The 12,484-nt window shown below is 38.5% G+C and carries 10 protein-coding genes; all 10 read right to left on the reverse strand.

Going from position 1 to position 12,484, the window contains the following annotated elements; genetic code table 11:
• Nucleotide 1: 1 nt before the first annotated feature.
• Nucleotides 2-2,020: a DHH family phosphoesterase gene (locus H5S10_RS01335; RefSeq protein ID WP_182588464.1), complete on the reverse strand. Its 2,019-nt coding sequence runs from the start codon at nucleotides 2,018-2,020 to the stop codon at nucleotides 2-4.
• Nucleotides 2,021-2,235: 215 nt separating this feature from the next.
• Nucleotides 2,236-2,472: a 30S ribosomal protein S18 gene (gene rpsR, locus H5S10_RS01340; RefSeq protein WP_003665240.1), complete on the reverse strand. Its 237-nt coding sequence runs from the start codon at nucleotides 2,470-2,472 to the stop codon at nucleotides 2,236-2,238.
• Nucleotides 2,473-2,505: 33 nt separating this feature from the next.
• A complete protein-coding gene (gene ssb, locus H5S10_RS01345; protein ID WP_004562487.1) occupies nucleotides 2,506-3,069 on the reverse strand; it encodes a single-stranded DNA-binding protein in 564 nt (187 codons plus the stop codon).
• A gap of 37 nt (nucleotides 3,070-3,106) precedes the next feature.
• Nucleotides 3,107-3,403, reverse strand: a complete 297-nt coding sequence (rpsF, locus tag H5S10_RS01350; RefSeq protein WP_003665235.1) for a 30S ribosomal protein S6 — start codon at nucleotides 3,401-3,403, stop codon at nucleotides 3,107-3,109.
• A gap of 201 nt (nucleotides 3,404-3,604) precedes the next feature.
• The gene (gene gyrA, locus H5S10_RS01355; RefSeq protein ID WP_182588465.1) at nucleotides 3,605-6,109 is read right to left on the reverse strand and encodes a DNA gyrase subunit A; all 2,505 of its coding nucleotides are present in this window, start codon (nucleotides 6,107-6,109) and stop codon (nucleotides 3,605-3,607) included.
• Between the two features lie 42 nt (nucleotides 6,110-6,151).
• Entirely contained in the window at nucleotides 6,152-8,071 is a 1,920-nt protein-coding gene (gene gyrB / locus H5S10_RS01360) for a DNA topoisomerase (ATP-hydrolyzing) subunit B (RefSeq protein ID WP_035152443.1), read from the reverse strand.
• Nucleotides 8,072-8,097: 26 nt separating this feature from the next.
• Complete coding sequence (gene recF / locus H5S10_RS01365) at nucleotides 8,098-9,222, reverse strand: DNA replication/repair protein RecF (RefSeq protein ID WP_182588466.1); 1,125 nt, start codon at nucleotides 9,220-9,222, stop codon at nucleotides 8,098-8,100.
• 8 nt (nucleotides 9,223-9,230) lie between these two features.
• On the reverse strand, nucleotides 9,231-9,452 hold the full coding sequence (gene yaaA / locus H5S10_RS01370) for a S4 domain-containing protein YaaA (protein WP_003665230.1): 222 nt from the start codon (nucleotides 9,450-9,452) through the stop codon (nucleotides 9,231-9,233).
• A 242-nt stretch (nucleotides 9,453-9,694) separates the two neighbouring features.
• A complete protein-coding gene (gene dnaN, locus H5S10_RS01375; RefSeq protein WP_182588467.1) occupies nucleotides 9,695-10,837 on the reverse strand; it encodes a DNA polymerase III subunit beta in 1,143 nt (380 codons plus the stop codon).
• 175 nt (nucleotides 10,838-11,012) lie between these two features.
• Nucleotides 11,013-12,335 (reverse strand): chromosomal replication initiator protein DnaA, encoded by a 1,323-nt coding sequence (gene dnaA, locus H5S10_RS01380; protein ID WP_094501227.1) that lies wholly within the window; start codon nucleotides 12,333-12,335, stop codon nucleotides 11,013-11,015.
• Between the last annotated feature and the right edge of the window lie 149 nt (nucleotides 12,336-12,484).

A 12,484-nucleotide genomic window follows, 5' to 3' on the forward strand; every position in this document is an offset into this window, starting at 1 on the left:
ATCACTCCTCTGTATCGTCTTGCTCTTTATCAGATTTAGTTAGAATATCGACTAACTCTTGCTTGACCTGCGTAATATCTTTATCACTGATTTGTGTAGCAGCATTTGCAAGGTGACCGCCACCACCCATTTTTTCCATGATTACCTGGACGTTGACGTTTCCCATTGAGCGTGCTGAAATTCCGATCTTGTTATCAGCACGTTCAAAAATTACAAATGAAGCTTCAATTCCACTCATTTGGAGCAACATATCAGCAGCCTGGGCAGCCGTGACAGGATCATAAACCTGTCCCTCTTCGCCCGTACATAATGCTATTTTATCATTTATTTCTGCTCTTGAAATCAAATGATTACGCATCATGAAAGTTTCTGGATTTTCTTTCATAAATGATTGAATCATTAAACCATCGGCACCAGCAGAACGCAAGTAACTAGCTGCATCAAAAGTTCGCGTACCAGCACTCTTGGTGAATGATTTTGTGTCAACCTGAATCCCTGTTAGCATTGCCGTTGCTTCAAGCTTGTTAAGTCCCTTTCCTTCGCGTGGTTGGTATTCAAACATTTCCGTAATTAACTCACAAGTTGATGACGCATATGGTTCGATATAAACAAGCAATGGATTTTCAGGAAAGTCCTCGCCGCGACGGTGGTGGTCAATGATAACAAGTCTGTTTTGCATTTTATCATATAATTCAGGGGCAATGGTAATTCCCCGCTTAGCATGATCAACCATCACTAATAAACTGTTATTCGTCGCTTTTTCTAACGCTTCGACCGGTGAAATAATATGGTCTTTAATTGTCTGATAATTATCAATCTCACGCATCAAACGTTGAATATCAGAGTGTGGATGTTCGTCATCAATCACAATCCAACATTCTTTACCATTCATTTCCGCAATCCGTCGAATCCCCAAACAAGCACCAATCGAATCCATATCTGGATTGGTGTGGCCCATCACAAACAATTGGTCTGATTGGGCCATTAATTCTTGCAATGCTTGGCTAATCATCCGTGCTCGTACCCGGGTCCGTTTCTCCATCGGGTTAGTCTTTCCACCATAAAAACGTGCTTCTTGATCTTGAGCACGAACAACAACCTGGTCTCCACCACGACCTAATGCGAGGTCAAGGTTATTTTGCGCTGTGTCAGCAAGTTTTATCAAATCATTTTCGCCATAAGCAATTCCTACGCTAAGGGTAACTGGCGAATTTTGCTTAGATGTATTTTCACGGATAACATCAAGAATCTTGAATTTCTGCTTTTCAAGTTCTTTTAATGAAGCTTGATGACCAATAATCAAGTAGTTATCATCATCAATGATCTTCATCAATAAGTGATTAGCAACTGCCCAATCGCTTATTTGTGAAGTTACGTAATTATGAAGATTAGAGACATCAGAATCACTCATTCCTTGAATCAGTTCATCATAGTTATCAAGGTAAATATTACCAATAAAGATTTGTTCATCCTTATATTGTGCACTAATCTGTTCATATTTTGTAATATCTAATAAATAAACTACCTGTCCGTGATGCTGAACCAAAAATTCAAATTGATGGTCACACCAGGTTACTACTTGCGTTTGCTTATCATCCGCATGATTTTTTATTAATTCCGCTAATTTTGCATCAACATCTGCAATCGGCTTTCCTACAACAATTTCAAGATTAAAATAACGCGCCATATATGGATTAATCCATTCAACTTCATGACGCTTATTTAACATAATCATTCCCATGGGCATTTCCAGTAATGCTTCTTGTTGCCCACGTTGGACTTTATACGTTAATTCATTTAAATATTCATGAGCATCGACTACTAATTTTCTTAACCGCCGAATACTAATAGCTCCACCAGTAACTGCGATTATTAAAACAATTAGTCCAATAACCCAGTTATCCATAAACCCTAAAATAAGCCCAATAATTGTTAAAAGCACTATATAGCAGACATTCCAGCGAACGGCTGGGTGTTCAAAATAAAACTCCCAGTTCTCACGACTGAAAATTTTTCGCATGCTAGTCCTCCTAAAAATAGCTTTAAATTATTAATTGGATAAATCTATCATATCACATCAAGTACTTAGTCAATAGATTATATCATCTAATGATTATTAATACATAAGAATATTAATATAGCAGTCGAAAAACTCTAGAAAAGGTAACAATAATTTAAAATAATAAAGAGGCTGAGTAAACCTCGGCCTCTTTATTATTTTTATTCTTGCGGAAACTAGTCTTCTGCAACGAATGGCAAAAGACCCATGATCCGTGCACGCTTGATAGCGATAGTTAACTTACGTTGGTTCTTAGCACTAGTACCAGTAACCCGACGTGGTAAGATCTTACCACGTTCAGAAATGAACCGACGTAATAAATCAGTGTCTTTGTAATCGATGTATTCGATGTGGTTTGCGGCGATGAAGTCGACCTTACGACGACGACGTCCGCCTCGACGTTGTTGTGCCATGAAATTACCCTCCTATTCTGAGTAAAAATTTATTTAGAATGGTAATTCGTCATCAGCTAAATCAATGGATTGACCACCATCATCACTGCTTCCAGGGAACTGGTTGCCAGCATTTTGATTGGGATCGAAACCATTGTCCATACTTGGTGACGGATTACTTTGAGGAGCATTATTTCCGGGTTGTGGTTGACTGCCATATTGTGGAGCCTGAGCACCAAACGATTGTTGGTTATTGTTAAACGGTTGTTGCATCCCTGATTGGTTCATACCACCATTTTGACGAGGTTCTAACAATGCAAAATTATCTACAACAACTTCGGTAACATATACACGGTTACCCTGTTGGTTTTCATAATTTCGGGTTTGAATACGCCCTTCAATTCCAACAAGTGAACCCTTATGCGTAAAGTTACTAAAGTTTTCAGCGGATTTACGCCAAATAACGCAATTGATAAAATCAGCATCACGATCACCATTTTGGTTTCGGAATTGCCGATCAACAGCTAACGTAAATGAAACAACTGCTGTCCCGCTGGTTGTGTACCGCAACTCGGGATCTCTTGTTAAACGCCCAGTTAAGACTGCACGATTAAGCATAGATCTTTCTCCTCTCTTTACTTTATTGACAAATTAATTAAGCATCAAGCTTAACAATCATGTGACGTAGGATATCATCACTGAACTTAGCTAAACGATCAAATTCGTTTAAAGCTTGATCTGAATCAGTAGTTAAGTTTACCACGTGGTAAGTACCTTCAGTGTACTTAGCGATTGGGTAAGCAAAACGACGAGTTGACCAATCCTTTGAGTCAGCGATAGTTGCACCATTGTCCGCCAAGATCTTGTCGAAGCGGTCTACCAATTCGCTCTTTGCAGATTCTTCGATATCAGGACGAATGATGTAAGTAATTTCATATTTGCGTGTTTCCATGAATGTTACACCTCCTTATGGACTCTGGCTCTTCTCGCTATTTGAGAAGAACAAGGAAAGTAGACGTCATTACGTATACTCACAGACATAAAATATAGCATAAAATTCTATTTAAAACAAGGAACATCTAACAAGAAATCCTAAATGTTGCGGTCACTATAACTATATATACGTAAAATATCTACTTTCTCACTTTATTTTTTAATTTTCTGTTGGTTGGCTTTCTTCTTGGGAGGAATTACTAGTTGCTTCCTCAGTCTCTTCATCTACTTCTTTATCCACCTTTGCAATCGTAGCAACACGGGCACCATTATCCATCTTAATTAAGTGGACACCAACAGCAGAGCGTCCAGTTTGCGATACACTTTCAATGTCAAAACGAATAATTACTCCCTGGTCGGTAACTAACATAATGTCTTCATCACCATTGACAGTTGTTAAACCAACTAACGGACCATTCTTTGCAGTAACGTTGACTGTCTTAACCCCTAGTCCGCCACGTCCTTTGATTGGGTATTCAGAAGCAGGAGTTTGTTTTCCAAAACCATTTTCACTAATTACAAGAACCTTGCTATCAGGATTAAGGGGGGCAGCGCCAATTACATAGTCTTCATCTCGTAAGCGAATTCCCCGAACTCCGGCTGCGCTTCGTCCCATTGACCGAACAACTGATGATTTAAAGCTAAGAGCATATCCATTATGAGTACCAATAATCATTGGCTGATCTTCACTAATAACTTCTACATCGATCAATTCGTCGTTTTCATGAAGATTAAGCGCCTTTAATCCATTGCTTCGAATATTCTTAAATTCTGTTACTGCTGTCCGTTTAACGGTTCCTAGCTTAGTAGTAAAGAAGAGGTATTTATCGTCATCGTTAGTTTCATGTGAAACATTGATAACAGCGCTAATTTTCTCTTTATTATTAATCCCAAGAAGGTTAATAATTGGAATTCCTTGAGCAGCCCGGCCATATTCAGGAACTTCATATCCCTTCATTGAGTATACTTTTCCTGAATTAGTGAAGAAGAGCAACATATCGTGAGTTGAACTAGAAATTAGTTGTTCAATAAAGTCATCTTTATGAACGCCCATTCCCTTAACACCACGACCACCACGATGCTGAGACTTAAATTCATCAACCGGAAGACGCTTAATGTATCCATTGTGGGTCAAGGCAACAATAATATCTTCTTCTTCAATTAGGTCTTCATCTTCAATATTGGTAATATCACCAACTTGAAGCTCAGTTCGTCGTTCATCCCCAAAACGTTTTTGAATTTCCATTAATTCATCATAAATGATTTGATTAATCCGTTCACGGTGAGCAAGAATATCCTTGTAATCAGCAATTGCAGCCATTAATTTTTGATATTCATCCTCTATCTTTTCACGTTCTAGGCCAGTCAGCCGAACTAACCGCATATCAAGGATAGCTTGTGCCTGCCGATCTGATAAACCATAATTATTCATCAACTCATTCTTCGCTACTTCGCTTGTTTGTGAATTACGAATGATATTAATTATCTCATCAATATGGTCTAAAGCGATCCGCAACCCGGCAACAATGTGCGCACGATTTTGGGCTTTCTTTAATTCAAATTCTGTCCGTCGCCGTACAACTGATTCTTGGTGTTCCAGATAATGTTGCAAAATTTGTTTCAAGCTTAAAATCTTCGGAGCACCATTAACAATTGCTAGCATATTGAAGTTAAAAGTTGTTTGCATCAAGGTCATCTTGTAAAGGTTATTCAAGATAACTTCTGCACTGGCATCACGACGAACATCAATTACGATTCGCATTCCGTCACGGTCAGTTTCATCATTAACATCAGTAATTCCGTCAATGTCTTTATTCCGAGCTAATTCAGCAATTCGTTCAATTAATTTTGCTTTATTAACCATATAAGGAATTTCGTGGACAATGATCCATTGCTTACCATTCTTTTGTTCTTCAATATCAACTTTTGCTCGAACAATGATAGTTCCCCGACCAGTTTCGTAAGCTTTACGAATACCAGACTTCCCCATTACTACTCCACCAGTTGGAAAGTCAGGGCCCGGAATAGCCTTCATTAGTCCTTCAGTTGTAATATCAGGATTGTCCATTAACATATGAATCCCGTTAATAACTTCCCCTAAATTATGAGTTGGAATATTAGTAGCCATCCCTACGGCAATCCCTGAGGCACCGTTAACTAATAAATTAGGAAAACGAGCTGGTAATACATCCGGTTCTTTTTCAGTACCATCGTAGTTATCATGGAAATTAACGGTATCTTTATTGATATCTCGAAGCATTTCAACTGCAATTTTGCTCATCTTTGCTTCGGTATAACGCATGGCAGCTGCTCCATCACCATCAACCGACCCAAAGTTACCGTGACCATCAACAAGCATGTAACGGTAACTAAAGTCCTGAGCCATTCGAACAAGTCCCTCATAAATTGAAGAGTCACCATGAGGGTGGAACTTACCCATTACATCCCCGACAATCCGGGCTGACTTCTTGTAAGGCTTATCTGGTGTAACCCCTAATTCATTCATTCCATATAGAATCCGGCGTTGTACCGGTTTTAATCCATCACGGACGTCTGGAAGCGCACGTGAAACAATAACACTCATTGCATAATCTAAGAATGAGTTTTTCATCTGACTCGTAAGATTTACATCCGTGATCCGATTAGGCATATCTTGTTCAGCCAATGTCGTTCCTCCTTTTTTGCGTTAGCAGTAAACAACAGTTAATTACAGGTCAAGATTCTCAACGAACTTAGCATTTTGTTCAATAAAATCGCGCCGTGGTCCGACCTTAGTTCCCATTAGCATTGGGAAAATCTTATCAGCCTGTTCTGCATCGTCTAATTTTACTCGTAATAGGTGCCGATTTTCTGGGTCCATTGTCGTTTCCCATAATTGCTCAGCATCCATTTCACCTAACCCTTTGTAACGTTGAATAACAGGCTTAGGACTTGGTTGCAGTGAGCTTACAACCTGTTCTAGTTCTTCATCAGAGTCAATGTATTTCACAAATTTACCCTGTCGAACTTGATATAGTGGCGGTTGAGCAATATAAACATACCCATGCGTAATCATTGGTTTCATAAAGCGGTAGAACAAGGTTAACAGTAATGTCCGAATGTGGGCACCATCGACATCCGCATCAGTCATGATAATTAATTTATGATAATTAGCCTTTGTAATATCAAAGTCATCCCCAAAACCTGTTCCAAGAGCGGTAAATAAAGAACGAATTTCATCATTAGCTAGGACTCGATCAAGGGTTGCTTTTTCAACATTCAAAATCTTTCCGCGGATTGGAAGGATTGCTTGGGTGAGGCGGGAACGTCCCTGCTTTGCTGAACCACCGGCAGAATCACCCTCGACAATAAATAATTCTGAAATTTCAGGATCCTTACTTGTGTTATCAGCTAACTTACCTGGTAAATTACTAATTTCAAGACCACTCTTTTTACGGGTAACTTCACGTGCCCGTTTAGCAGCCACCCGTGCTTTGGAAGCGAGTTGACCTTTTTCAATAATTTGCCGCGCTTCGTCTGGGTGTTCTAATAAGAATCGGTTAAATGTTGCCGCGAAGACATGGTCAGTCGCTGTTCGTGCATCTGAATTTCCTAACTTAGTCTTAGTTTGCCCCTCGAATTGCGGATCAGGGTGCTTAATGGAGACAACGGCAGTTAAACCTTCACGCACATCATCCCCTGATAAGGTCTCATTAGACTTTAAGATACCTGCTTTGTGGCCGTAGTCGTTAATAACACGTGTAAGAGCCATCTTAAATCCGGTCTCATGAGTTCCACCTTCGTAAGTATGAATATTGTTAGTAAAAGTTAATAAGTTGCTACGGTATGAATCTGTATATTGTAAGGAAACTTCAACAGTAATATCGTTTTCTTTACCTTCCACGTAAATTGGTGGATCAAATAAGACATTTTGGTCTTCATTAAGGTATTCAACATAATGTCGAATACCACCTTCATAATGGAATTCTTTCCGTTCATGGTCTGCTTGTCGTAAGTCTTCGATCGTAATTTTAAGTCCCTTGTTCAAGAAGGCTAACTCTCTTAATCGATCAGTTAAAGTTTTAATATTGTAAGTCGTTGTTTCACGGAAAATTTCCGGATCCGGCTTAAAATGAACGGTCGTACCATGCTCAGTTTCTGGAAGTCCTTCTTCAATTACCTTCATTGCAGACTTAACGTGACCATGATCAAAATCCATGTAGTAACGTTTACCTTGACGAGCAACTTTAACATCCAATTCAGTAGATAAGGCATTTACAACAGATGCCCCTACCCCGTGAAGACCTCCGGAAACCTTATATCCGCCGCCACCAAATTTTCCTCCGGCGTGGAGAACAGTAAAGACAGTTTCTAGGGCTGACTTTCCAGTTTCTTTTTGCGTATCAACTGGAATTCCACGTCCATTATCCTTAACAGTAATACTGTTATCGGGATTAACTACAACATTAATTTCATCACAAAATCCTGCTAAGGCTTCGTCAATTCCGTTATCAACAATTTCCCAAACAAGGTGATGAAGTCCCTGGGCTGAAGTGGAACCAATGTACATTCCGGGACGCTTTCGAACTGCATCCAATCCCTTTAAAACCTGAATTTGACTAGCATCATATTCGCTAGCCAATTCCATCTTGGTTTCTTTTTGTTGTTCGTTGCTCACTTTACTTCCTCCTTATTCAAAGTGCCGTGCTCAATTTCAAAAATCGTAGGTTCATTAATTAGCTGGCGAGCAACATCACTCAGACTAGTTGTCGTCAAAAATGTTTGGACTTTATTCTGAATGGCTGTTAACAGGTGTGTTTGTCGAATTGTATCTAGTTCAGATAACACATCGTCTAATAATAATAATGGATACTCGCCTGTTTGCTCTTTCATCAAATCAATCTCTGCTAGTTTTACTGATAGTGCTGTCGTTCGCTGTTGTCCTTGCGATCCAAAAGCCTGCACGTTTTTATTATTTACCAGAAAGCGGATATCATCACGATGAGGACCATAAATTGTTGTCCCTTGCTCGATTTCACGCTGTTCATTATCCTGATATAACTTAAAAAGTTTCTGATAAGCCTCTTCAACAGTAGTATCATCATTAACCTTTAATTGATTGACATACTCAAGCCGTAATGATTCCTTGTTTAATGAAATCTCTTGATGTAAATCCGCTGCCCATCCTTCAAGGTGCTTTAAAAAATGTTGACGGGCAATAATTACTTCCGCACCAAAAGCAGCAAGCTGATCAGATAGGACCCCTAAAAGGACGCGGTCAGTTTGTTGCTTATATTTTAGTTGCTTTAAATATTTGTTTTTTTGCCGTAAGAGTGTGCGATATTGGCCTGCATTGTAGAGGTATTTGCTACTCATCTGACTAAACTCTCGATCCATAAAGTGGCGGCGTAAAGCTGGTGACCCTTTTACCAACGACAAGTCTTCTGGGGCAAATAATATTGCATTTAGTTGACCCACATACTGTGATAATCGCGCTTGTTCTAAATGATTTACCTTTGCCTTTTTTCCCTTACTCGAGAATTGTAATTCAAGTGGAATCTTACCAATGCTTTTTTCTACTGTGCCACTTATTAGGGCCGATTTTTCTTGCCAATTAATAAGTTCATGGTCATTACTTGTTCGATGACTCTTGGTCAGGGAAAGGACATAGATTGCCTCTAACATATTCGTTTTACCTTGTGCATTAGGGCCAATTAAAACGTTCACTCCAGGGTTGAAGTGAACGGTTAGATCCTGATAATTTCGAAAGTGATGTAAATGCAATTCCGTCAGAATCATGTTTATCCCTACTTACTCTTAATAACAAGTAATTGGTGGTCAGGAATTTGAATCTTATCTTCGGGATACAATTTGCGTCCCCGCCGATCATCTGGCTCATCATTTACTAATACAGTATTTTCTTTTAGAAACCATTTAGCTGCTCCGCCAGTAGGAATAATCCCCTCTTCTTTGAGTAACTGGCCGAGTGTAATAAATGGACTATCAATCAACACTGACTTTTCTTCCATTTTTTTCACCTACTTTTGTAATTCTATTATACCACATTATTTGGCCTAATTTTGCGTTATTAGCCTTTCTGAGCGCATTAACTTATTTTAGCCTTTTTTATCAAAATTCGGTTAAATTTGCTCTATGGTCAAAAATCTGAATATAAATTAGAGATACTAACTAAATTTAATCTATGCCAAATATAAAAGAGGTTACAAAACAAAACGTTCTGTAGCCTCTTCTATAAAAATTAAAATTCTTTCTAAAATGTCCGTACTGGTGTAATTAAGTGGACAAAATTTTCCTGATCTTCTGTTGGAACTAGAGTAAATGGTCGCAATGGTGATGTAAATGAAATCTTGATCGTTGCTTGACCAAAAGAACGCAAAGCATCTTTCATATAGTTAGGATTGAACGAGATTTCAAGATCATTACCATCAAGAGCAGACGTTACTACCTCTTCTTCAACAGTACCGATATCTGGAGAATCACCACTAATTCGAACAAGATTTTCTGATGGCTTTAGACTTAACTTAACCACATCGTTACGACTTTCATGGGATAAAAGGGAAGCACGCTCAATTGATGATAAAAATGTCCCAGCTTCTAGTTCAACTGTGGTATCAGCAGTTTGTGGAATTAACTGACTAGTTTCAGGATAGTTTCCTTCTAGTAATCGAGAATAGAAATGAGTATTACCAAAGATAAATAACACTTGATTTTCAGTTACTTGCATTTGTACATCTTCATGGACATCACTAATCATTCCAGATAGTTCTTCCATGCTCTTTCCAGGAATGATCACATCAAAATCGATGCCGTTATCGATGTTTTCGAGGACCACTTTCCGTTGTGCAAGTCGGTGACTATCTGTTGCAACAGCTGTTAGGACGCCATCTTTTAAAGTCATATGAACTCCCGCAAGGATTGGACGACTTTCTTGCTTAGATACTGCAATGACGGTTTGACGAATTACTTCCTTAAGGATGTCGTTAGGAAGGGTTACTGATTTATTAGTTTCAATTTCTGGTAAATGTGGAAAGTTTTCGGCATCTTGGCCATTAATTTGGAACTTAGCTGAACCAGATGTAATATCTGCTTGAAAACCACTTGTAACTTCAATAGTTACTTTCTTATCTGGCAACTTTTTAACAATATCACTGAAGAAGCGGGCAGGTAATACAATAGCGCCAGTATCTTCAATTGTTAAATCATTATCAGCATCATTGGCACTAATAACACTTTCAATTGTGATGTCTGAATTGCTACCAGTTAACACAATGTTATCTTCGTTTACGACCATCTTTAATCCAGTCAAAATTGGAATAGTTGTTTTAGAAGAAATAGCACGTAAGACATTATTTAATTGACTAATGAATGCAGATCGGTTAATTGTAAAATTCATATATTTCAGTCCTTTTGTGTAAGTATATAAATATATTTAATAGTTTAAAATATAGTCGTAGTAGTAGGGCCTGTTAATACTGTGGAAAACTATTTAAATGCCTTTTCTTTCGAGTTATCCACCTGTTGATAACTTGTGGATAAGTTTGAGGATAATTATTATATTTATCCACAGCTTATGATCGGAGCTTAGCTTTTAATTTTGTAATATCGTTTTGTAAGTCAGTATCTTTTTTAAGTTCTGCCTCAATTTTATCAATAGCATGTAAAACAGTGGTATGGTCTTTGCCGCCGAATTCATTGCCGATTTTTGGCAATGAGGAATCTGTGAGTTCTCGAGAAAGATACATGGCGATTTGACGAGGCATAACGATTTGTTTAACTCGCTTTTTACCAAGAATATCTCCTTGGGTTATGTTATAAAAGTCAGCAACTTGTTTTTGAATTGTAGCGATTGATATTTCGTTTTTTGCTACGCGGTGAAGCCCCTTTAATGCTTGAGATGCTAAGCTCGGCGTAATTCGCTCACCACTTAAATTAGCAAATGCTTGAACCTTTGTTAAGGCTCCTTCCAGTTCACGGATATTTGTATCGATTTGACCAGCAATATAGTTAAGGGTGTCGTTTCCAATATCAATATGATCTTCCTCAACTTTGCTCCGTAAGATGGCAATTCGCGTTTCTAAGTCAGGAGGAGTAATTTCGACAGTAAGTCCCCACCTGAAACGTGATACAAGCCGGTCTTGCAGTTCAGGAATCTCATTTGGAATTCGATCAGATGTCATAACAATTTGTTTTTTGCGATCATGAAGGGCATTAAAAGTATTGAAAAATTCTAGTTGAGTCCCCTCTTTGTTGGCTAAAAATTGAATATCATCAATTAATAGGAGATCAAGGTTACGATATTCTTCTCTTAATTGTTCAGTCGTATTATTACGAATAGCATTAATATAATCGTTGGTAAAATCCTCACTCGTCACATATTTGACACGCGAATTTGGATTAACTTGAAGCATATGGTTACCGATCGCTTCCATTAAGTGGGTCTTTCCTAAACCAACCCCCCCATAAATGAATAGTGGATTGTAAAGACTACCGGGGCTTTCGGCAACGGCAAATGCTGCAGCGTGTGCCATCTTGTTTCCTTCTCCAACAACGAACGTTCCAAAGTTGTAGTGAGGATTAAGAGGAGTATCCATCTCAAAAGAAGGAGTTGGATCATCTTCTGTTTTTTTATTTGTATAGGTAAATTCTCCCTCTAAAATATAATGCGGCTCAATATTACGTCCCAATTTTTGTTGAGCGAATTCTTTAAGCTGCGTATTTAAATTTTTGCGCCAAAAATCGCGGTGCACCGGAGTGGGCACCTCGATTTCCAGTTGATTTTGAGAGAGAGAAATTGCTTTTGCCGGAGCAATCAAAGTGTCAAAGGTAACCGGAGTGGTATCCTGACGAAATGAATTTTGGATCGCTTCCCACAGAGAATCGAGCTCAGTCAAAATAATTTCCTCCTAAAGTATTAAATTACAAACGGTATTTTATCATTACATGGGGAAGTTTTCCACAACCAAGTGGATAATAATAAAAAAGTTTACACAACACTGTGTGTAAATTAATAATATTCCTGTGAAAAATGGGGAAAAAGAGA

Origin of the sequence: Limosilactobacillus balticus, from assembly GCF_014145615.1 — a bacterium.
GTDB lineage: Bacteria > Bacillota > Bacilli > Lactobacillales > Lactobacillaceae > Limosilactobacillus > Limosilactobacillus balticus.

Coding starts and splice junctions, on each gene's coding strand:
- rpsR (WP_003665240.1), bottom strand. CDS start 2,472: ATGGCACAACAACGTCGAGGCGGACGTCGTCGTCGTAAGGTCGACTTC.
- H5S10_RS01335 (WP_182588464.1), bottom strand. CDS start 2,020: ATGCGAAAAATTTTCAGTCGTGAGAACTGGGAGTTTTATTTTGAACAC.
- gyrB (WP_035152443.1), bottom strand. CDS start 8,071: ATGGAATTGGCTAGCGAATATGATGCTAGTCAAATTCAGGTTTTAAAG.
- recF (WP_182588466.1), bottom strand. CDS start 9,222: ATGATTCTGACGGAATTGCATTTACATCACTTTCGAAATTATCAGGAT.
- yaaA (WP_003665230.1), bottom strand. CDS start 9,452: ATGGAAGAAAAGTCAGTGTTGATTGATAGTCCATTTATTACACTCGGC.
- rpsF (WP_003665235.1), bottom strand. CDS start 3,403: ATGGAAACACGCAAATATGAAATTACTTACATCATTCGTCCTGATATC.
- ssb (WP_004562487.1), bottom strand. CDS start 3,069: ATGCTTAATCGTGCAGTCTTAACTGGGCGTTTAACAAGAGATCCCGAG.
- dnaN (WP_182588467.1), bottom strand. CDS start 10,837: ATGAATTTTACAATTAACCGATCTGCATTCATTAGTCAATTAAATAAT.